Source organism: Pseudomonas sp. WS 5410, from assembly GCF_012985645.1.
Taxonomy (GTDB): Bacteria; Pseudomonadota; Gammaproteobacteria; order Pseudomonadales; family Pseudomonadaceae; genus Aquipseudomonas; species Aquipseudomonas shahriarae.
Genome location: NZ_JAAQWS010000001.1, coordinates 543,942 through 563,388, shown reverse-complemented (window position 1 = coordinate 563,388; position 19,447 = coordinate 543,942). Strand labels below are relative to the sequence as shown.

The window sequence follows — 19,447 nt, the reverse complement described above, 5'->3', positions numbered from 1 at the left end:
CTGGATCGCGGGTTCGACGGGGTGTTGCGTGGTCAGGCCAGGGATAATCTGACGGCCCTGGTGATGCAAGCATGATGGAAAACCAGCCCCAGCCTGGCGCCTGTGCCCCGCTCATATCGAGCCCGCTGCCGATGTTGCTGGGCGGCCGCTATCGCCTTGAACGGGTGCTCGGGGAAGGGGGCATGGGTATTGTCTATCGCGCCCGTGATTTGCTTCACGAGCAATTCGGCGAGCCAAGGCCCCTGGTGGCACTCAAGGTTCTCGGTGAAAGCCTTGCCCAGTCACAGGATGCGCACCTGCTGCTCTACAAGGAGTTTTCCCTGACCCGCAGCCTGGGGCACGCGCGCGTGGTACGGGTGTTTTCGTTTGATGTGGATACGGCGAGCGAAGTGGCGTTCTTCACCATGGAGCTGATGAGTGGCGCGACCCTGGACCAGTTGTTGCTCGACTGCCCGCGCGGGGTGCCTTGGCAAGAACTGCGGCGTATTGCAACGGGGCTGCTGGACGCGCTGGGTTACATCCATCGACAAGGTGTGTTGCACGGCGATGTGAAGCCCAGCAATGTCATGTTGGACGATGACGGGGTGCGCCTGTTTGACTTTGGCCTTGCCCAGGCGCTTGCGCCGCCGCTGTCCGGGCTGCCGGCCTTGAACCCACAGCGCTTCACTGCCTGGACACCGGCCTATGCCGCCCCGGAACTGCTGGACGGCGCACCCCTGTCAGCCAGTAGCGAAGTCTATGGTGCAGCGTGTCTGGTGTATGACCTGGCGCTGGGCAGGCGTAGTACACAAGGCGCGCGACTGGCGCCTCCGCGACAACTGCCCCGGCGTTGCTGGCCGGCACTGAAAATAGCGCTCAATGGCGACCCGCAGCGGCGAACTATCACCCTCGACGAGTTGCAGGTGGCGATGCAGTGTGAACATTCGGTGGTGGGCCGCTGGTTCGCTGCCCGTTAAGGTGAACTGTCTGCCAGACCATGCAGCTGACAATACTCAGCCCACTCCAGGCCCGCCATCTGGGCCACTTCCTTGTGAACCTCCAGGCGCTTGGCCTCGAACTCCTGTGGCGACTGGCTGATCAGTTGCAGTGTCAGTTCCCAGGCAAACAGGTTGCGGGCTTCTGCCTCGGCCTCAAAGGCCTCATGCAGGCGCTCGGCCCGGTATTGCGCCATGGTTTCCCGCTTGGCCTGGGCCGCCAAGGGGTTCAGCGTGTCCAGTTCGGTGCGCAGATCGGGGTGCTGGCTCAGGAATATATCCAGGGCAAGCTGAAGGTTTTCGCCAGGTTCAGACAAGGGGGGACTCCGCAAATACAGGTTGCGCGACCTCAGGACGAGGCTTGTTCGTAACGGCTTTTGCGTCGGGCACGTTTACGCAGCCGATTGGCTGTCCACTGTTGCAGTGGATCCAACAAGAAAAAAAACAGGTAGGCGGTCAGCACCAGGGTCAAGTCGATCCAGGTTTTGCTGATAGGCCCTTCGACGGCTTCAACGGCGGCCTTGATCAAAAACAGTACAGCGACCCCACACAACCAAAGCCCTACGGTGAAAACCAGAGGTCGCGCACGATTTGTAAGCCTGCGTTGCATGTTCAATACATCTCCCTGAGAACGCTGGGTCAGTCGGCGTACCGATGCCTGCGGGTGTAAACGTGGCCTGCGGATCGAGTCATTCGATGCCGGCCTGCGGGTCGACAGACCCGTACAGCTCATGACATGAGCGGGTGGCAGTTGGTTCCGAAAACCTGCGGTACCCGCGTGGGCAGCAAGGCCCTCAAGCACGGTATTGTTTCAAAAAGCGTAGGAAATTACACCCTTGTCTGCACGTCTGCTGGTATCCCAGGACGACGCATCGATGCCAAACGCGGCAAAATCCTTTCATTTTCGGGGCCCGGCCGTGTAGCGTTAAGCCCTCGTTGAAGACCGGTGTGATGGCCCGAGGGCAGGGAGATAGTCATGGCGCAGACGCTGTTCAAGCTGTTCTTCACCCAACGCCTGGCAGCCCTGGCAAGCACGGAGTCGCTGCGAGCCATCCGGGAAGGCCTGTTATGGATCTTGCCATGCTTGCTGGTCTCGGCGGGTTTTCTGCTGTTGTCCGAATGCGCCCGCATTCTCGACTTCCCATCGCCGGTCGTGGCATTCCTGGCCGGCCTGCATGCCAAGATCAGTTCCGTGATCCCGCTGCTGGTGGCCGCTTCCATCGGCTATATGCTGGCAATCCAGCACCGCTTAGCGCAGTTGCCAGTAGCGTTTTTGTGCCTGGCACACGTGGTCATTGCCTCCTTTGTCCTGCGAGACTATCCACGTGCGTCGGCAACCTTTGTCCTGTTTATTGCCATCGCCTCGCCGTTGATCAATGTCCCGGTGATTGCCTGGCTGCATCGCTACCGCTGGACCCGTTTGGTCAACGCAGACCTGGTGGGACACAACCTCAGGGGTACGATCAACATGGTGGTACCGGGAGCAATCACCGCATTGCTACTGGTGGTGACGTTGTCGTTGCTGTTGCAGGTTGCTCATGTGGCGCAGTTCCAGGGCCCGGTGATGCTCGATACGCTGCAGTCCCCTTATGGCACCGGTGTGTTTGTCACGGCGATCAATTCGCTGCTGTGGTTTTTTGGCATCCATGGCGTGTACGCGATCCAGCCGCTGTTTGATGCCCTGGACCAGGCAGTGATACTCAATGGCGCGGCATTGGCGGCGGGGGAGCCCGTCCTGTATGCGTTGAATGGCGGTCTGCTGGGGTGCTTTGCCTTTATTGGCGGGGCTGGCGGTTCCCTGTGCCTGTTGCTGGCGATTCTGCTGTTTTCCAAGAGCCAGTCCATGCGGTTGCTGGCGGTGGCCAGCCTGCCGCTGTCGTTGTTCAACGTCAGCGAAGTGCTGCTGTTTGGCTTGCCGATCATTCTCAACCCGCGCCTGTTTATCCCTTTTTTAGCCGTGCCGGTGATCAATACGGTGCTGGCATTGCTGGTGGTGCAGGCCGGCTGGGTCTCGCCAGCGTTGGCCAGCGTGCCGTTCACCGCGCCGGTGCTGCTCAACGCCTACCTGAGTACCCAGGGCGATCTGGCTGCGGTGGCGCTGCAACTGGTGCTGCTGGGAGTCGGGATACTGGTCTATGCGCCTTATGTCCGCGCGATTCATCGGCAGGCGGTGGAGGGCGGTACGGTTTACCTCAAGTCTTTCGACATGACCTTTCGCGGGCTCGAAGAAAAAGGGCGTCTGCTGGAACTGGACCCAGTGCTGACCGCGCACCGGGCGCTGGCACGCCAGGCCAGTGCATTGAGCAGGATCCAGCAGATCAGCGACTACGAGTTTTACCTGGAGTACCAGCCCCAGGTGTCCTCCCTGACGGGTTTGTGCACCGGCTGTGAAGCGCTGATGCGCGCGCGCGATAGCCAGGGCAAGGTGCATTCGCCGTGGGAGTTCCTCCAGTGGCTGGCCCATGCCCGGTTGATGCCGGACGTGGACGTGTGGGTCGCCTCCCAGGCCGTGCGTCAGTACCAGAAGTGGCAGAAAATCGGCTTTGCCCTACCGATCACCATTAATGTCTCCAGCGCCACCCTGACGAACCCCGCCTATGGCAGGCAACTGGTGGACATCCTCTCCCTGGCCCACGGCCATGTGTCGGTGGAGATCACTGAGGATGCGCTGGTGGGCGATATCCAGGCGACCCGGCAGATGATCCAGAAGCTGCAGGCCATTGGTGCCAAGGTCTATATCGACGACTTTGGCACGGGGTTTTCGGCGCTGAGTTACCTGCACCAGTTCCCGGTGGACTTCATCAAGATCGACCGCAGTTTTGTGGTGGCCCAGCAGGACCCCAAGGGCGCGCAGGTCTTGACCGGCATGCTGCGCTTTTGTGAGGCGCTGAACCTGGGGGTGGTGGTGGAAGGGGTGGAAACCGCTGAGCAGTTGGCCTTCCTCCAGTCGGGCAGGGGGCACGCCGGGGCGGAGTTGATTATCCAGGGCTGGTATTTCAGCAAAGCGTTGCCCGGCGACGCGGTGCAACGATTTGTTCGCGAGCGGGCAGTCAAGATGAATGATGAGGCCGGTGCATAGCCACGTCTTGCATTGATCCTACAAATAAGTCCTGCAAATAATTCCACTCTATATTGAGCCTTGACTTCCCGTGCGCCGGCGCTTGCGCCGAAGTTGGCCGGTGGTTCGAGTTATTCGACTTTCCTACGAGTATAAAGCTGTTGCGTAGGACTTCTCGTAAATGGAGGGTGCCCCTCTGGCGTAAGTAATTTTTTCAGGTAGATTATTTGATACGAGTTTTAAAAAGAAATTTCTAAATATAGGCTCTTGTGGAGGCGATTGACTTGTCTGCAATGTTTTTAGGCGCAATTTTCTAGTTTAAGTTTCCGTACTTGCTTGGGGCCTTGTTTGATGTCGGCACTGCTCTGTATCTATGTTCTTTATGGAAGGTGTTGGCAAAGGGCTAATCAAGTCGTGCAGTATCGACCTGTCGCCAATGCCCACCCGGCAGGGCCCCTGGAGTGGGTGTAGCAGTACCCGCATCGTCTTGCTTGATCTGAATGTCGTGGGTTTTTTCGGAGTCGATGGGGCTCACAAACGCTTATTGCCAGAAATTTGTCTGCCTTGGGGTTAGGGACGTTACTGAGTGTATGTGGCGTTAAATAAAGATGCAGCGTGCCCTATGTAAGTGTCCGGCAAGCCAGAAACTATCGAGTGCTAATAAAACAGAGCTGCTCGGGGTTTTGTAAGTTCAAAAAGGTTCCTGGATTGATAAGCGATTTAATACCGTTATTTGAATTGAGATTTGGTCGGAGAGGGGGTGTCACAGCTTCAATGTGAACTCTTGCTCATGGCCATTACCCCGGCGAAATAGTTCGCCATCCATGTGAGGAAAAATAATGAAAAGTTTGAAAGCCCTCGTTCGTGTAAGTTCGTTTGCTCTGTTGTTCGGGGCGGCTTCCATGGCCAGCGCCGTGTCGATTATTCCGGAAGGTCCATTTACCACTGAGGCAGGCACGATTGTTGTAACGTCGCCATCTTCCTTCGGGGCTCCCATTACCTGCGGCGTCACTTTCGGCGGCAATGTATCCGCAGGCGTAGCCACCATCACTTCGGCAACGCTCACTGGCGGTGGCCTGTGCAATCTGCCGAAGATGAAAAACGTTCCGTCTCCGGGTTGGGTATTGACCGCGACCAGCTATAACGCGAGCACCGGCATCGGTAGCGGCACCGTCTCAAACGTGGGTTGGACCGTGGCGTTCCCTTCCTCCAACTGCGGCCCGGGTACCCTCAATGGCGAGTGGAACCAGGCGACTCGCACGTTGACCGGTAAAAACCAGCCGCTTTCCGGCAACTGCGCCGTCCAGTCCCTGACCGTCAAGGTCCCGAGCCTTAGCGTGGCGCCTTGAGCCATCGCGCTTGCTAGTGCAAAGGGCTGATCACCCGTGAAAGGCAGGTGCCTTATTCGAGGCACCTGCTGGGGTGGGTAACGATACGACGGAGTGGTGCATGAAACACAACAAACAGCAGGTCCTGGCATTCTTTGCCCTGGCAGTGTTGGGTGGGCTGACGGTTGCGGCGTGCCCGGTCCAGGCCGGCGGGTTCATGACGCCGACTGCCAACACCGCAGGCTGGGGCCGGGCGTTCGGTGGCGGTTCGCTGTTCAGGAACGATCCATCAGCGGCCTTCAACAACCCGGCGGCGATGGCCTTTATCGACCGGCCCGTTTCGCAGTTCACCCTCAACTACGCCAATATCGATATCAAGTACAAAGGCTCGGCGTATGACTACGCGGGCAATCCCGCATCCATTACGGTCCTTGATCCTGATACCGGCCTGCCGACCTCGACGCCGCGCACCGGAGACGGTGGCCAGGGTGGGTTTGAAGCCTGGGCACCGACGGGCTTTACGGTTGTCCCGATCAACGAACGTTTTGCCTTTGGCCTGAGCCAGGTGGTGCCCATGGGGGCCCGCACGACGTGGGACGAGGACTGGAAGGGCCGGGACTTTGCGGTAGATACCAAAATCGAAACCGTGGGCCTGACCGGTTCGCTGTCGTTCAAGGTCAATGATCAGTTCTCCATCGGTGGCGGGGGGATTTTGCAGCACACCACAGGCTTTGTAAGCCAGAACGTTGACCTCTACGCCGCCGCTGCGCAGTCGCCGGACCTGGGCTACACGCCGTTTCCCGCCGGCCAGGGCCTGGCATTGATGCGGGTCAAAGTCGACAACACTTCCCTGGGCTGGTTTGCCGGTATGGCTTGGAAGCCGACCTCCCGGGATACCTTGGGCCTGAACTACCACGCCAAGATCAAGAACAAGCTGGAGGGCAAATACAATATCTACGCCGATGCACTCTCCAGAGATGTCATGACCACCCCTGTGCTGGATGGCAAGACCCTGGTCGAACTGGCCTATCCAGGCCTGCATCTGTATCCCGGTGGCGCCAATGCCTCGGCCCAACTGGACATCCCGGCCAATGCCTCCCTGGATTGGGTACACCAGTTCTCCGACCGCCTGACCCTGGGCGTGAGTGCCACCTGGACCCAATGGTCATCGTTCAAGGCCCTGACCTTGAAGTCGGATGGCAGCACCCTGGTGTCGATTCCCTACAACTACAAGAACACCTGGATGTACGCCCTCGGCGGCGACTACAAACTCACCGATGACTTCACCCTGCGCAGCGGCGTGGCCTTTGACCAGACCCCGACCCCCAACTCCACCCGTGACCCGCGGATTCCTGATGGCGATCGGATATTTGCGTCCCTGGGGTTTGGCTACAACATCCGGGCGGTTCCGGGCTTGAGTATCGACGGTGCCTATTCACGGCAGTTTGTAGAAACCGTCAAGCTCAAGACCAAGAACGTTGATCGCCTTGGCGCGGCGTCGCTGGACGGCAAGGCCCAGCTCAAGGGCGAAGTGCTCAGCCTGGGGGCTACCTACGCCTTCTGATCCAGATCCCGTGTGGCAGCGGGCCTGCCCGCGATGGCGGCCCTTCAGTCACCGCCGTTATTGGCTGGCACGGCACTGTCGCCAGCCATCCAGCCCCCCATCAATGCGAAGTCCCCTCCGCAAACTCAATCTTGTTCCCCACGTTGTACTTGCCCGAAGGCTTGTTCATGGGGATCCGCTTGACCTCCTGCAACGTCTGGCTGTCATACACGATCAACGCGCCCTCGCGATCCCAGATGCTCAACAGCAAGTAGCGCCCATCCTTGGTGAACTCCACATGTGCTGCGGTCTTGCCCGGCATGGGCCGCAGGGTATGGGCGATTTCCAGGGTCTGCTTGTCGATCAAGTGGATCGCATCGTTGCCGGGTGCGAAAAACACATCACTCCACACGTAGCGCGAGTTGCTGTGGCTGCGCATAAAGAACCCCGGCCCGAGGGTGGGAATTTCCTTGATCAGTTTCCAGGTCTTGAGGTCCAGCACCGAGATCTGCCCCTTGCTGATATTCGGCGTGGCAAACACCCACTGCCCATTGCGTTGCCAGTAGGTCCCCGAGCCCAGGTGCGGCATACCCGACAGCGCGATGTCGGTGACCACCTTCCCGGAGTCGAGGTCGATCACTTGCCCGCCACCGGCCTTGCGCGAAGTGGCGAGCAGTTGCCGGTAGTCAGGGGAAAAGGAAAAGTCATCGAGCACATCCTGGGCCTGGATGCGCCGGGGCTCGAAGCTCGGGGTCGCGGCCGCGTAGGACAACTCCCAGACCTCATTCACATCCTTGAGGGCGACGATAAAACTGTTGCGCGGCGGTGCGGTGTACACCGCGCTGACCCGCGAATTCGTCGGCAGGGTCTTGACCAGCGACAGGTCGCGCGCATCCAGCACCACCAGATTGCCCGGCAGGTAATTGCCCACAAGCACCCAGCGCCCGTCCTTGCTCACCGCCAGGTTGCGGGTATTGAGGCCGGCGCGAACCTCGGCGATCAGCTTGAGGTTATGCAGGTCATACAGGCTGATCCAGCCGTCGCGCGAAGCAAAGTACACAAAGCGCCCGTCCGGGGAAAACTTCGGCCCGCCGTGCACGGCAAAGTGCGAGGCAAAACGGTCGAGCACCTCAAAACGGTCACCGTCGAGAATGTCGATGTGATGGTCACCGGATTCCACCACCACAAACAGGTTCAGCGGGTCGGCGTGATGCTGCGGGGTGCTGGGCAGTTGGCTGAGGTCGGCCAGTTGGCGGTGGCTGCTGCGGATACTCTGCTCGTTCCAGGTCGCGGGCGTGGCGGGCGGCTGTTGCAGGAACGTCACCAGGCCGTCGATCTGTTGCGCGCTGAGTTGACCGGCGAATGCCGCCATCTGGCTGGCCGGGCGCCCGTGTTCGATGACCTGGCGAATCTCGGCCGGCTTGATCCGTCCCAGGCTCTCCGGCAACAACGCCGGGCCGGTGCTGCCGACCCGGTTGAGGCCATGGCAGCTCTGGCAATGCTGCTGGTAATCGGCGGCGGCATCCGGCGCACCGTGGGCGGCGCTGGCCCAGAGCAGCGGCACCAGCCACAGGCGCTTCATACTGCCACCCTGGGCCGCGCGAGGTGAGCGGGCGCGAGGCTGGCGGGGTAGTGCAGGGGCGCATCGGCAAACAGATCCACCACATGCCCGATCACCGTCAAGGTCGGCACGCCGGGCTCGCACATCAGGGCCAGGGCCGGCAGTTGGCGCAGGGTGCCGCGATGCACTTGCTGGTCGACGCGGGCCCCATTGCAGATCAGCGCCGCCGGCGTCTCGGCGGACAGCCCGGCGCCGATCAGGCGTTCGGCGATCATCGCCAGGTTCGACAGGCCCATGTAGAACACTAGGGTCTGGCTGCCGTCGGCAAGGCTGTCCCAGGGCAATTTCAACTCACCGTCGCGCTGCAAATGCCCGGTGACGAAGCGACACGAGTTGACCAGATCACGGTGCGTCAACGGGATGCCCGCATAGGCGCTGCAGCCGGATGCTGCGGTGATGCCTGGCACTACCTGGCACGACACCCCTTGCGCCAACAGGTATTCCAGCTCTTCGGCACCGCGGCCAAACACGAACGGGTCGCCGCCCTTGAGCCGCACCACGCGCTGTCCTTGCTGAGCCAGTTCGGCCAGCAATTCATTGATCTGCTCCTGGGGCAGGCTGTGATATCCGCTGGCCTTGCCCACGTAATGGCGGGCGCAGGTCAGCGGGATCAGGGTCAGCAACTCGGCACTGATCAGGCGATCGAACACCACTGCATCCGCCTGCATCAGCAGGCTCCAGGCGTGCAGGGTCAACAGGCGCGGGTCGCCGGGACCGGCGCCGACCAGGGCGACTTCGCCGGGGTGGAAGGGGCTGTGCAGCGCGTAGGGTAAGGCGTAGGTTGAGTGCATGAGACTTCCTTGGTTCATCATCAGGTTGGCGCTCCCCGGTTGTTTCACCAGGTGAGCGGCCGGTGGTTCAGCGTGCCGAGCAAGGAATCAAGGTGGGCGGGGTGCGGGCGATTTCTGCGTTGCTGAGGTAGCAACCGGGGTCCGGGCCCCAGAGATCGCCGTCGGCCCAGGCGCGGGTGCGCGTGTTGCCGTTGCAGATGTTCAGCCAGCGGCAGTCGGTGCAACGGCCACCGACCTCCCGCGGGTATTGGCGCAGGCGCAGCAGTAACGGGTCGGGGCGTTCCAGCCAGATTTCGCGAAACGAGGTGCGGCGCACATTGCCCACCGAGTGTTGCCACCAGTAAGTGTCCGGGTGCACTTCGCCGGTGTTGTCGATATTGGCGATACCGCTGCCCGAGGCATTGCCGCCCCAGGCATGCAGCAGGTGTTCGAGTTGCGGGTAGTGTTCCGGCAAATGCTGATGCACCCATTGCAGCAACAGCACGGCGTCGGCGTCGTTGTTGCCGCTCACAAAATCGCTGGCCACGCCGTTCTGGACGTCGTCCCAGGCCTGCTGGAAGATCATCAGCATGGCGTCGCGGCTCATCTGCTGATGGGCGTCCAGTTGCCGGCTGCGCTTGCCGCGCCCGCTGTAGTTGAGGTGCGAGAGGTAGAACTTCTGCACATCGTATTCGCGCATCAGCCCCAGCAGTTGCGGCAACTGCGCGTGGTTTTCCTGGGTCAGGGTGGTGCGCAGGCCCACACGAATGTCAGCCTGGCGGCACAGGCTGATGGCATGCATCGAGCGCTCGAAACTGCCCTCGCACTGGCGGAATGCATCGTGGGTGGCCTTCAAGCCATCAATGCTGATGCCCACATAGTCAAAGCGCGCGTCGGCGATCTGCTGGATATTACCTTCGTCAATCAACGTGCCATTGCTCGACAGCGCCACGAAAAAGCCCTTGGCGCGGGCATAGGCGCTGAGCTGGAACAGGTCATCGCGCAGCAAGGGCTCGCCGCCCGAGAGGATCAACACCTTGACCCCTGCGTCGTGCAGGTCGTCGATCACCTTCAGCGCGGCCTCGGTATCCAGCTCATCGCGGAACACACTGTCGGCGCTGGTGGCGTAGCAGTGCTTGCAGGTCAGGTTGCAGCGGCGCAGCAGGTTCCAGATCACCACCGGCGCGCGCTCGCTGCCCGGTTTGGCGCTGCGCGGTGGTGGGCATTGGCCGGCCAGGGTGCGCAGGTAATGACTGATCCTAAGCATGGGGTGGTCCTTGTGTGGGAGAGCTGTCTCGCCCTGCGAGGCTGCGTTAGCGGTGGGTCATCCAGCATCTGTGTGGGCAGCTTCCACCGTGGATCGTTGGGTCAGGCGCAGGCCGGTTTTTTTCAGGATGCGACTGCTCACCAACATCTCGTCCGCCCGGCTGGCATCGCCCAGCAAGAAGCGCAGGTGTTCACGGTAACTGTCGATTTCTTCGCGGCTGCGGCCATGGACCATGGCGAACAGGTTGTAGGGCCAGTCCGCGCGCCGGGGCCGGCGATAGCAGTGGCTGACAAAGGGTTGGGCGCCGATCAGTTCGCCCAGGCGCGGCATCTGTTCATCGCACACATCCCACACGGTCATGCCGTTGTGGCGATAGCCCAGGCGATAGTGATTGGGCACGGCGGCGATCCGGCGGATCGCGCCTTCACCCTGCAAGCGCTTGAGCAGGTCCAGGGTGGATTCGACGCTGATCCCCAATTGCTCGGCGAGCCAGGTCCAGGGGTCTTCCAACAGGGGCAGGCCGGCGTCGGTCAAATGGATCAAGCGCTGGGCCAGGCTCTCGTCAAACCGGGAAGTACAGACCGACATGGTAGGTTTGCTCCTTGGGCAGGTTAAGCACCTCAAGCCCGGTGATGGTGTGGATGTGCGAGAGGGTCTGCTCGAGCTCTTCGGTGGTGCCGCAGGCCAGCACAAACCACATGTTCCAGTGATGCTCGCGCCGGTAGTTATGGGCCACTTGCGGGAGTTCGTTGAGCTGCGTCGCGACCTGTTCAAAGCGTGCTTCAGGTACCGCCAGGGCGGCCAGGGTGAATGCGCCGCCCAGGCGCTCAATATCAAACATCGGCCCGAAGCGCGTCAGCACGCCGTCTTCGAGCAGCAGGTGCAGGCGGTCGAGCAGTTCGTCGGGCGTGCTGTGCAGCTCTGCAGCCAGTAACTGCCACGGGTGACGAACCAGGGGCAGGCCCCGTTGCAGGCGGTTGATCAACTGACGGTCAAGTTCATCCATGGGCCCATACCTGGGATGGCGGTGGCGCAAAACGCCCGCCGCACTGCTTGAACATGCGTGTACTGAATAACAGGTGGTGGGGCAGGTCGCTGAGCAGGTGCTGTTGCAACAGTGCCTCGATCTGCGCCTGCACCGCTGCGCGCTCACGCCCGTGGACCATGCAGAACAGGTTGTAGCGCCAGTGCGGCAAGCGCCGTGGCCGCTGATAGCACAGGGTGATGCCCGGCGCGCAACCCAGGCGCTGGCCGACTTCGTCGATCAGCGCATCGGGCACATCCAGCACCAGCATCGCGTTGGCCACAAAGCCCAGGGCGCGGTGGTTGAGCACCAGGCCGACGCGGCGGAACAGGCCCTGCTCCTGCCATTGCTGCATCTGCCGCAACACTTGCTGGTGATGGGCGCCGATCTGCTCGGCCAGGTCTTCATAGGGCCGCGACACCCTCGGCAGGCCGCGCTCCAGGCATTGGCGCAGGTCGAGCAGTTGCTCGTGGTTCAGCGGCGCGATCACAGGTGGCCTCCCAGGGCAAAGCCCAGGTCGATGCGGTAGGAGGTGAGCATCGGCAGGTCCAGAGGGATCAGGCCGGTGTCTTTTTCCAGTTCGTCGAGAATCTGTTCCAGGTGCCGGCGATTGGGCCCGGTCAGCACAAACCATAGGTTGTAGTGATGCTCGCGGGCGTAGTTGTGATTGACCTCGGGATAGCGACTGATGCGCGCGGCCACCTGCTCCAGGCGTTCGGCGGGCACCGCCAGGGCGGCCAGGGTACTGGCCCCGGCGCGGCTGTGATCGAACACCGGCCCGACCCGTGACAGTGCGCCTGCCAGTTCCAGGCGTTGCAGGCAGGCCATCAACTGTTTCTCGCTGCAGCCGAGGGTGTTGGCCATTTCCATGTAAGGCTCGGCGCACAGCGGCATGCCATGTTGATAGCGGTCGATCAGGCGCGTGGTGAGCTCGTCAAGTTCCATCTCAATACCCCATTTTTTGCGCGCGGCTGCTGAAGAAGATTCCGCTGGGGCTTTCGGCCGGCAGGGTCTTGATCAAGGTCAAGCGATAAGGATCCCAGACCTGCACCTGTTGGCCGTCGCGAACCGACAGCCACAGCTGCTCACCGCGCCCGGTGAATTCCATATGCAGCACACCAGGGCCGGGACGCAGGTCCGCGACCACCTGGTGGGTTTCAGTGTCGAGCACCTGTACCCGGTCGTTGTCCGGGTAGGCGAAGTTGACCCACAACTGGCGCCCGTCGGGCCGTGCGGTGACAAAAATCGGTTGGCCGGCCACGGCAATGGTGGCGGTCTGTTGCCAGGTGCGCGCATCCATCACCAGCACCTGATGGCGGCCTACGGCGGGCACGAAGGCCTGGTTATCGGCCACGGCCCAGCCTTCCAGATGCGGCATCTTGTACACCGGCAGTTTTTGCTGGCCGCGACCGTAGTCGGCGAGCACACGCTTGACCCCATGTTCGGGGTGCCACAGGTCGAGCTGGGCCATGCCGTCCTCGCCAAACAACCCGGCCATGTAGTAACGGCCATCGGCGGTGATCAGCGCGTCATAGGGCTGGCGACCAATGCCAGTGAAGCGGGTGATGGCCGGGGTGTTGCCCTGGCTGAAATCGGCGCTCCAGATCTCGTCGGTATCGAACAGGCTGAACACAAAGCGTTGCCCCGGCGCATCCACCAGGCCCACCACCCGCGAGCGTTTGCCGTCGGCCAGGGGCGTGGCCGGGATATCGGCCACCTGTTGCAGGGTCACGGCGTCGAACACCTTGACGCCACCTGGCTGGTAGTTGGAGACGGCAATCAAACGCCCGTCCTGGCTGATCGCGCCACCGATGCTGTTGCCCCCCTGGATCAGGCGTTTGTCGATGCGCTGGGTCAGCAGGTCGACCTTGGTCAGCCCGCCGTCACGGCCAAACAGGTAGGCGTAGCGCTGGTCCCGGGAAAACACTGCCGAGGCGTGGGACAGGTCGCCCAGCCCCTCGACCCGTGCCAGGCGGGCCTGGTGGCTGCTGTCGATAATCAGCAGGCTGCCGCTGGCGCGCTCCACCACCAGGCCCAGGTCGCCGCTGCCGCGCAACGGTGGCTGGGAGCAGGCGGTGAGCAACAGGCCGGCAATGCAGGCAAGCAGGGGACGGATCATGGCGCGGGGGTTCCTTGCAGGAGGCGATCCACCAGCCAGGCAATATCGCCGGCATTGAGCAACGGCGCCCAGCCGGGCATCGCCAGGGCAGGGCGGCCATAGGTCACGGTGGCAATCAGGCTGTCGCGGGTTTGCCCGGACAGGGCTTGCGGGGTCAGGGCCGGGCCCAGGCCACCGGTCAGGTGCAGGCCGTGGCAGGCGCCACAGTCCTGGGTCAACAGGTGTTCCAGTTGGACCTGGCGCGCAGGCGCCGGTGCTCCGTGCACCGGCGCAGGAATGAGGAAGAGCAGCGCCATGGCCGAACCGATTATCGAGATTTGCATGGCGCGCTCCTTGTGCTTATTTCAGACTCAACACCCATTGGGCGAGGGTCAGGGCTTCGGCATCCGTGACGGGGTTGGCCGGCATCGGAATCGGTCCCCAGTTACCCTGGGTGCCGTTCTTGATGTGGCTGGCCAAGGTTTTGTCAGCGTCCTTGACGCCGGCATTTTTTGCCGCCACTTCCTTGAGCGCCGGGCCCACCATCTTGCTGTCGATGGTGTGGCAGGCGGCACAGGGTTTGCTCTTGAACAGCGCCGCGCCGTCATCGGCCATTGCGGTGGACAGGCTCAGGGCCGCGCCCAGGGTCGCCAGTGCAAGCAGGATATTTTTCATTGGTTTGCCTCTTGTTGATGAAGCTCAATAAATGTCGAATTGGGTGTTGTAGACGTTGAACTTGCCGGTCGGGGTAATCAGGCGCTTGTCCCGGATCACGTTCTTGAGCTTGAGGGTCTTGTCATCGACCACCACCAGCGCCGACTCCTCTTCCTGGCCGTTCCACACCGAGAACCACACTTCATCGCCTGCCTTGTTGTATTCCGGCTGCACCACGCGCAGGGCGCCTTGCTTGATGCCCGACCATTCGGCAATCGGCAGTACGGTGTAGCCAGCGTCGAGCTTGTCGATGTTGAACACCGCGACCGACTGGCTGAGCTTGGTGTCGGGGTTGAGCGTGGTGTCGACATACAGGTGCCGCGAGTTGGGGTGGGTCTTGATAAACAGCGAGCCACCGCCCTGGCCGTTGAGCGAGGTCACTTGCTTCCAGGCGTACTGCGGGTGCTTGACCGGGTCGGTGCCGATCACCGAAACCCCACCGTCACCCAAGTGACTGGTGGCCCACACCGGACCGTATTGCGGGTGTACAAAGTTGGCGCCACGGCCGGGGTGCGGGGTCTTGCCGACATCCACCAGAGCGGTGAGCTTGCGCTCCTTGGAGTCAATCACTGCAACCTTGTTGGAGTTGTTCGCCGCCGTCATGAAGTAGCGATGGGTGCTGTCCCAGCCGCCGTCGTGCAGGAAGGGCGCGGCGTCGATGGTGGTGATGGTGAGGTTTTTGATGTCTTGGTAATTGACCAGCATGACCTTGCCGGTTTCTTTGACGTTGACGATGAACTCGGGCCATTCGTGGGACGCGATGATCGCCGCCACCCGTGGTTCGGGGTGGTATTCCTGCTTGTCCACGGTCATGCCGCGGGTCGAAACGATCTGCTTGGGCTCCAGGGTCTCGCCGTCCATGATGGTGAACTGCGGCGGCCAGTAGGAACCGGCAATCGCGTACTTGTCTTCATAGCCTTTGAACTTGGAGGTCTCCACCGAACGGGCCTCGATGCCCACCTTGATCTCGGCGACTTTGGTCGGCTCGGCAGGCCACAGGTCGATCATGTCGATCTTGGCGTCACGGCCGATCACCAGCAGGTAGCGGCCCGAAGCGGAAATCCGCGAGATGTGCACGGCGTAGCCGGTGTCGATGAGCTTGACGATTTTCTTGCTGTCGCCGTCGATCAGGGCGATTTTGCCGTCGTCACGCAGGGTCACGGAGAACAGGTTTTCCAGGTTCAGCTGGTTGAGCTGCTTCTTGGGACGGTCTTCGGGTTTGACCAGCAGCTTCCAGGTCTTGAGCGTCTCGGCCATGCCCCATTCCGGTGGGGTGGGCGCGGTGTGCTGGATGAAGGTCGCCATGCTGGTGATCTGCGCCTTGGTCAGCGCATTGGAGGTACCCCAGTTCGGCATGCCGGCGGGGGAGCCGTAGGTGATCAGGGCTTCCAGATACGCCTGGCCCCGGGCCTGGGTGATGTCCGGGGTCAGCGGCTTGCCGGTGGCGCCTTTGCGCAACACACCATGGCAACCGGCGCAGCGCTCGAAGTAAATCTGCTTCGAGGCATCGAACTCGGCTTGGCTCAAGTCCGGTGCGCCGGGGCTCTTGACCATGGCTGCAGCCGGCGCGGGAGCCGCCGCGAAGGCCTGTGTTGAGAGGGCCAGGGCCAGCGCGCAGCTGAGCCTGGCCAGCGTCAGTACGTAGGGTGTTTTGTTGCGAGTCAGCATTCCATATCTCCTCAGGCAAGACCTTTGCGATCTGGGTAGAGCGCAGGTTCTTAGTGCCAGCAGAGACTATGTCGCGGCGGGTGAATGACCGCTTGACGGCGATCAAGTTTGCCCTGAGTACGGCTTGCCAGGTTGTCGCAGGCCCCCGTAGCGTGGCTGCCAAACCCGCTGTCCATGCAAGGTGCGCTATGACCGAACCCTTCTACCAAGCCGTCAACAACGAACATGAGTTGTTCGAGCACGCCTGGCGCCACCGCATGCCGGTGCTGATCAAGGGCCCCACCGGCTGCGGCAAGACCCGCTTCGTCCAGCACATGGCCCACCGTCTGCAATTGCCGCTGTATACCGTGGCCTGTCACGACGACCTCAGCGCCGCCGACCTGATCGGCCGCCACCTGATCGGCGCCCAGGGCACCTGGTGGCAGGACGGCCCGTTGACCCGCGCAGTGCGTGAAGGGGGCATTTGCTACCTGGACGAAGTGGTCGAGGCACGGCAAGACACCGCCGTGGTCCTGCACCCGGTGGCCGATGACCGTCGCGAGCTGTTCCTGGAACGCACGGGCGAAGTCCTCAAGGCGCCGCCGTCGTTCATGTTGGTGGTGTCCTACAACCCCGGTTACCAGAACCTGCTCAAAGGAATGAAACCCAGCACCCGCCAGCGGTTTGTGGCGATGCGCTTTGGTTATCCCGCGACAGCCGAAGAAGAGCGCATCGTCGCCCGCGAAGCCCAGGTGGATGGCGCCTTGGCGGCCCAGGTGGTGCGCCTGGGGCAGGCCTTGCGCCGGCTGGACCAGCATGACCTGGAAGAAGTGGCGTCCACCCGCTTGCTGATTTTCACCGCCCGCCTGATTGCCGCTGGCATGCACCCGCGCGAAGCCTGCATGGCCTGCCTGGCGGAAGCGCTGAGCGACGACCCGCAAACCGTCGCGGCCCTGATGGACGTGGTTGATGTTCACTTCAGTTGAGCGGCGGCTGCCGGGTGATTTGGCGATGTGGTTCTTTATCCTCGCCGAACTCTCGGTGTTTGCGATTCTGATCCTCGCCTTTGCCGTGACCCCGACGCTGCGGCCCGAGGTCTTTGCCGAGGGCCGCGCACAGTTGGATACCTCCACCGGCCTGGCGATGACCCTCAGCCTGCTGACGGCCGGCCTACTCGCCGCGTTGGCACAGCAACAGGTCATTGCAGGTCGCCCACGGCGGGCAGGTGGGTTATTGGCGTTGGGACTGGCGGTGGCGGCGGTTTATGTGTGGATCAAACTTGGCGAGTACGGGCACCTGGCTGCGGCCGGCCTGGGCCTGGAGCGCAGCACGTTCTTTACCCTGTACTGGATTTTGACCGGGTTTCATTTTCTGCATGTGCTGTTGGGCATGCTGATCCTGGCGTGGTTGGCGTTGCGCTGCTGGCGCCGGGCCTATGGTCCGGGGCGTCAGTCGGGGTTCGAGTCCGGGGTGTTGTATTGGCATATGGTGGATCTGGTGTGGGTGGTGCTGTTTCCGTTGGTGTACGTGTTGTGAAGTTGCTGGCGTGCTGGGCCGGGCTGGTGCTGCTCAGCGTGGGCACCGTCATGTCCGGTGCGGCGGGCTGGTGGTGGCTGGTGGTGTTGGCAGCGGTGGCCAAGGCCTGGGTGATTGCCGATGGGTTTATGGAACTGCGGCATGCGCCTTGGGGATGGCGGGCGGCGATGTTGGCGTGGCCGGTGGTGCTGGTGGCAGGGATGGTCGTGATGCGTTGATGGACCTCCTGGGAGGGGGCAAAGACTTCAAGGAGAGCCGGCGGTCTGCCCGGTAAAAAGATCATGGTGTGGCGCAGGGATATTAAATAGAATGAATCTCATTTGAGACTCACTCGCGCCGCCCAGGGTTCGCTTGCCATGAATGATGCCGTATTGCCAACGACCGCCGCAGAACCCAGCCTGAGCACCTTGTACCGCGACCATCGCAGCTGGCTGGAAAGCTGGTTGCGCCGGCGCCTGGGCAACGCCTGGGATGCCGCCGACCTGAGCCAGGATACCTTCCTGCGGGTGCTGGCCAGCGCCCAGCCAGTGGCGCAATTGCAGGAACCACGGGCCTATCTGGTGACGGTGGGCAAGCGCCTGCTGGTCAATTTCCACCAGCGCCGCAGCCTGGAGCAGGCGTATCTGAATGCCTTGGCACGCCTGCCTGAAGAGTGCGTGCCGTCGCCGGAGCAACGCTGGTTGCTACTGGAAACCCTGCAGGCCCTGGATGAATTGCTTGACGGTCTGGCGCCGGTGGTGCGCCGGGCGTTTCTCTGGAGCCAGCTCGAAGGCCTGGGCTACCGGGAGATTGCCGAGCGCCTCAAGGTCTCGGAGCGCACGGTCAAGCGCTATATGGCCCAGGCCTACGAACATTGCCTGCTGGTGGAACTGTGAGCCGTACCCCAGCGGATGTGGCCCGGGCCGCGGCGCACTGGCTGGCGCTGTTGGAGTCCGGCACCGCTGGCGAGCGCGACCATGCCGGCTTGCAACAATGGCGCGACAGCCATCCCCAGCACGAACAGGCCTGGCAAAAAGCCCAACTGCTGCGCCAGCGCTTTGCCGACTTGCCATCCTCCCTGGCCATGGCCAGCCTCGACCGCCCGCAACCGGGCCGGCGCGCCGTGCTCAAGCGTGCCCTGGGCGTGGCTGCGCTGGTGCCGGCGGCCTGGTTGCTCAGTCGCCAGTTACCCCTCGACGTATGGCGTGCCGACCTGCATACCGCCACTGGCGAGCGCAAGCGCGTGCCGCTGGTCGATGGCAGCACCCTGCAACTGAACACCGCCAGCGCGGTGGATGTGGACCTCGCTGCGCGGCGCCTGACCCTGGTCGAAGGGGAGATGGCGCTGACTGTACCCGGTACGGCGGCGCTGAACGTACACAACCGTTATGGCCAGGTTATCGCCAGCCAGGCCGAGGTCTGCGTGCGCCAGTTGGCGGATGCTTGCCTGGTGTCGGTGATCAAGGGCCGGGTACAAGTACTCGACGGGCACGGGCGTGCTGCCTGGGTGCAGGGTGGGCAACAAATACGGCTGCAACCTGTGGGGCTGGGGGCGCCGATGCCGTTCGACGTGCAGCAACTGGGGTGGCGCGACGGTGTACTGACGGCGCAGAACCAGGCGCTGGGTGACTTCCTGCGCGAACTGGATCGCTACCGCCCGGGCGTCCTGCGCTGGGACCCGAGCCTGGAAACCTTGCGCGTCACCGGCAGTTTCCGCCTGGACGACACCGACTCCATCCTCAGCCTGTTGGCCACCACTCATGGGCTGCAGGTGCAGTTCCGCACACGCTATTGGGTCACGCTGCAGCCGCGCAAAACCCTGGGCTGATCGCGATCTTATTGTCCAGGCAGATCCCATGGGAGAGCTGGCTTGCCCACTCCCACACAA

The 19,447-nt window shown here is 62.3% G+C and carries 22 protein-coding genes; 9 read left to right on the top strand and 13 right to left on the bottom strand.

Going from position 1 to position 19,447, the window contains the following annotated elements; genetic code table 11:
* The first annotated feature begins 74 nt into the window (after positions 1–74).
* Complete coding sequence (locus tag HBO24_RS02370) at positions 75–956, top strand: serine/threonine-protein kinase (RefSeq protein WP_262152841.1); 882 nt, start codon at positions 75–77, stop codon at positions 954–956.
* Here the strand turns inward: HBO24_RS02370 and HBO24_RS02365 are convergent.
* Positions 953–1,291, bottom strand: coding sequence for a DUF6388 family protein (locus HBO24_RS02365; RefSeq protein WP_057959356.1), 339 nt, complete (start codon positions 1,289–1,291; stop codon positions 953–955). The genes HBO24_RS02370 and HBO24_RS02365 overlap by 4 nt on opposite strands.
* Before the next feature lie 32 nt (positions 1,292–1,323).
* Positions 1,324–1,503 carry a hypothetical protein gene (locus HBO24_RS02360; protein ID WP_232544788.1) on the bottom strand — a complete coding sequence of 60 codons (180 nt, stop codon included), beginning with the start codon at positions 1,501–1,503 and terminating at the stop codon, positions 1,324–1,326.
* A 447-nt stretch (positions 1,504–1,950) separates the two neighbouring features.
* Here HBO24_RS02360 and HBO24_RS02355 point away from each other — a divergent pair, with 447 nt between their 5' ends.
* The 3 genes from HBO24_RS02355 (at position 1,951) to HBO24_RS02345 (ending at position 6,924) form a co-directional block, all read left to right on the top strand.
* Positions 1,951–4,053 carry an EAL domain-containing protein gene (locus tag HBO24_RS02355; protein WP_170059239.1) on the top strand — a complete coding sequence of 701 codons (2,103 nt, stop codon included), beginning with the start codon at positions 1,951–1,953 and terminating at the stop codon, positions 4,051–4,053.
* 818 nt (positions 4,054–4,871) lie between these two features.
* Entirely contained in the window at positions 4,872–5,381 is a 510-nt protein-coding gene (gene praB, locus HBO24_RS02350) for an alkane oxidation protein activator PraB (RefSeq protein WP_057436883.1), read from the top strand.
* 100 nt (positions 5,382–5,481) lie between these two features.
* Positions 5,482–6,924: an outer membrane protein transport protein gene (locus tag HBO24_RS02345; RefSeq protein ID WP_115128346.1), complete on the top strand. Its 1,443-nt coding sequence runs from the start codon at positions 5,482–5,484 to the stop codon at positions 6,922–6,924.
* Between the two features lie 100 nt (positions 6,925–7,024).
* Here the strand turns inward: HBO24_RS02345 and HBO24_RS02340 are convergent, their stop codons facing one another.
* The 11 genes from HBO24_RS02340 to nirS form a co-directional block, all read right to left on the bottom strand.
* Entirely contained in the window at positions 7,025–8,485 is a 1,461-nt protein-coding gene (locus tag HBO24_RS02340; protein WP_057436878.1) for a cytochrome D1 domain-containing protein, read from the bottom strand.
* Complete coding sequence (cobA, locus tag HBO24_RS02335; protein WP_170059238.1) at positions 8,482–9,315, bottom strand: uroporphyrinogen-III C-methyltransferase; 834 nt, start codon at positions 9,313–9,315, stop codon at positions 8,482–8,484. The genes HBO24_RS02340 and cobA overlap by 4 nt, the downstream gene beginning before the upstream one ends.
* A gap of 67 nt (positions 9,316–9,382) precedes the next feature.
* On the bottom strand, positions 9,383–10,561 hold the full coding sequence (gene nirJ / locus HBO24_RS02330) for a heme d1 biosynthesis radical SAM protein NirJ (protein WP_170059237.1): 1,179 nt from the start codon (positions 10,559–10,561) through the stop codon (positions 9,383–9,385).
* Positions 10,562–10,618: 57 nt separating this feature from the next.
* Complete coding sequence (locus tag HBO24_RS02325; RefSeq protein WP_169960662.1) at positions 10,619–11,149, bottom strand: Lrp/AsnC family transcriptional regulator; 531 nt, start codon at positions 11,147–11,149, stop codon at positions 10,619–10,621.
* Positions 11,124–11,567, bottom strand: coding sequence for an AsnC family transcriptional regulator (locus HBO24_RS02320; protein WP_170059236.1), 444 nt, complete (start codon positions 11,565–11,567; stop codon positions 11,124–11,126). Before HBO24_RS02320 ends, HBO24_RS02325 begins: the two co-directional genes overlap by 26 nt.
* On the bottom strand, positions 11,560–12,075 hold the full coding sequence (locus HBO24_RS02315; protein ID WP_057436868.1) for an Lrp/AsnC family transcriptional regulator: 516 nt from the start codon (positions 12,073–12,075) through the stop codon (positions 11,560–11,562). Before HBO24_RS02315 ends, HBO24_RS02320 begins: the two co-directional genes overlap by 8 nt.
* A complete protein-coding gene (locus HBO24_RS02310) occupies positions 12,072–12,530 on the bottom strand; it encodes an Lrp/AsnC family transcriptional regulator (RefSeq protein ID WP_057959364.1) in 459 nt (152 codons plus the stop codon). Before HBO24_RS02310 ends, HBO24_RS02315 begins: the two co-directional genes overlap by 4 nt.
* 1 nt (position 12,531) lies before the next feature.
* A complete protein-coding gene (locus HBO24_RS02305; RefSeq protein WP_170059235.1) occupies positions 12,532–13,704 on the bottom strand; it encodes a cytochrome D1 domain-containing protein in 1,173 nt (390 codons plus the stop codon).
* Entirely contained in the window at positions 13,701–14,027 is a 327-nt protein-coding gene (locus HBO24_RS02300; RefSeq protein WP_170059234.1) for a cytochrome c, read from the bottom strand. The genes HBO24_RS02305 and HBO24_RS02300 overlap by 4 nt, the downstream gene beginning before the upstream one ends.
* A gap of 16 nt (positions 14,028–14,043) precedes the next feature.
* Entirely contained in the window at positions 14,044–14,358 is a 315-nt protein-coding gene (locus HBO24_RS02295) for a c-type cytochrome (protein WP_057436867.1), read from the bottom strand.
* 24 nt (positions 14,359–14,382) lie between these two features.
* Positions 14,383–15,951, bottom strand: a complete 1,569-nt coding sequence (gene nirS / locus HBO24_RS02290) for a nitrite reductase (protein ID WP_232544800.1) — start codon at positions 15,949–15,951, stop codon at positions 14,383–14,385.
* 302 nt (positions 15,952–16,253) lie between these two features.
* Here nirS and HBO24_RS02285 point away from each other — a divergent pair, with 302 nt between their 5' ends.
* From HBO24_RS02285 to HBO24_RS02265, 5 genes are all read left to right on the top strand, one after another.
* Complete coding sequence (locus tag HBO24_RS02285; RefSeq protein ID WP_057436862.1) at positions 16,254–17,030, top strand: CbbQ/NirQ/NorQ/GpvN family protein; 777 nt, start codon at positions 16,254–16,256, stop codon at positions 17,028–17,030.
* Positions 17,014–17,580: a cytochrome c oxidase subunit 3 gene (locus tag HBO24_RS02280; RefSeq protein ID WP_170059232.1), complete on the top strand. Its 567-nt coding sequence runs from the start codon at positions 17,014–17,016 to the stop codon at positions 17,578–17,580. Before HBO24_RS02285 ends, HBO24_RS02280 begins: the two co-directional genes overlap by 17 nt.
* Positions 17,577–17,798, top strand: a complete 222-nt coding sequence (locus HBO24_RS02275; RefSeq protein WP_057959367.1) for a cytochrome C oxidase subunit IV family protein — start codon at positions 17,577–17,579, stop codon at positions 17,796–17,798. Before HBO24_RS02280 ends, HBO24_RS02275 begins: the two co-directional genes overlap by 4 nt.
* Before the next feature lie 138 nt (positions 17,799–17,936).
* The gene (locus HBO24_RS02270) at positions 17,937–18,455 is read left to right on the top strand and encodes a sigma-70 family RNA polymerase sigma factor (RefSeq protein WP_057436856.1); all 519 of its coding nucleotides are present in this window, start codon (positions 17,937–17,939) and stop codon (positions 18,453–18,455) included.
* Positions 18,452–19,387, top strand: coding sequence for a FecR domain-containing protein (locus HBO24_RS02265; protein ID WP_170059231.1), 936 nt, complete (start codon positions 18,452–18,454; stop codon positions 19,385–19,387). The genes HBO24_RS02270 and HBO24_RS02265 overlap by 4 nt, the downstream gene beginning before the upstream one ends.
* Positions 19,388–19,447: the final 60 nt, after the last annotated feature.

Coding starts and splice junctions, on each gene's coding strand:
- nirJ (WP_170059237.1), bottom strand. CDS start 10,561: ATGCTTAGGATCAGTCATTACCTGCGCACCCTGGCCGGCCAATGCCCA.
- HBO24_RS02355 (WP_170059239.1), top strand. CDS start 1,951: ATGGCGCAGACGCTGTTCAAGCTGTTCTTCACCCAACGCCTGGCAGCC.
- HBO24_RS02370 (WP_262152841.1), top strand. CDS start 75: ATGGAAAACCAGCCCCAGCCTGGCGCCTGTGCCCCGCTCATATCGAGC.
- HBO24_RS02325 (WP_169960662.1), bottom strand. CDS start 11,149: ATGTCGGTCTGTACTTCCCGGTTTGACGAGAGCCTGGCCCAGCGCTTG.
- HBO24_RS02345 (WP_115128346.1), top strand. CDS start 5,482: ATGAAACACAACAAACAGCAGGTCCTGGCATTCTTTGCCCTGGCAGTG.
- HBO24_RS02305 (WP_170059235.1), bottom strand. CDS start 13,704: ATGATCCGTCCCCTGCTTGCCTGCATTGCCGGCCTGTTGCTCACCGCC.
- HBO24_RS02295 (WP_057436867.1), bottom strand. CDS start 14,358: ATGAAAAATATCCTGCTTGCACTGGCGACCCTGGGCGCGGCCCTGAGC.
- HBO24_RS02310 (WP_057959364.1), bottom strand. CDS start 12,530: ATGGAACTTGACGAGCTCACCACGCGCCTGATCGACCGCTATCAACAT.
- HBO24_RS02280 (WP_170059232.1), top strand. CDS start 17,014: ATGTTCACTTCAGTTGAGCGGCGGCTGCCGGGTGATTTGGCGATGTGG.
- HBO24_RS02320 (WP_170059236.1), bottom strand. CDS start 11,567: ATGGATGAACTTGACCGTCAGTTGATCAACCGCCTGCAACGGGGCCTG.
- nirS (WP_232544800.1), bottom strand. CDS start 15,951: ATGGTCAAGAGCCCCGGCGCACCGGACTTGAGCCAAGCCGAGTTCGAT.
- HBO24_RS02285 (WP_057436862.1), top strand. CDS start 16,254: ATGACCGAACCCTTCTACCAAGCCGTCAACAACGAACATGAGTTGTTC.
- HBO24_RS02340 (WP_057436878.1), bottom strand. CDS start 8,485: ATGAAGCGCCTGTGGCTGGTGCCGCTGCTCTGGGCCAGCGCCGCCCAC.
- praB (WP_057436883.1), top strand. CDS start 4,872: ATGAAAAGTTTGAAAGCCCTCGTTCGTGTAAGTTCGTTTGCTCTGTTG.
- cobA (WP_170059238.1), bottom strand. CDS start 9,315: ATGCACTCAACCTACGCCTTACCCTACGCGCTGCACAGCCCCTTCCAC.
- HBO24_RS02270 (WP_057436856.1), top strand. CDS start 17,937: ATGAATGATGCCGTATTGCCAACGACCGCCGCAGAACCCAGCCTGAGC.
- HBO24_RS02300 (WP_170059234.1), bottom strand. CDS start 14,027: ATGCAAATCTCGATAATCGGTTCGGCCATGGCGCTGCTCTTCCTCATT.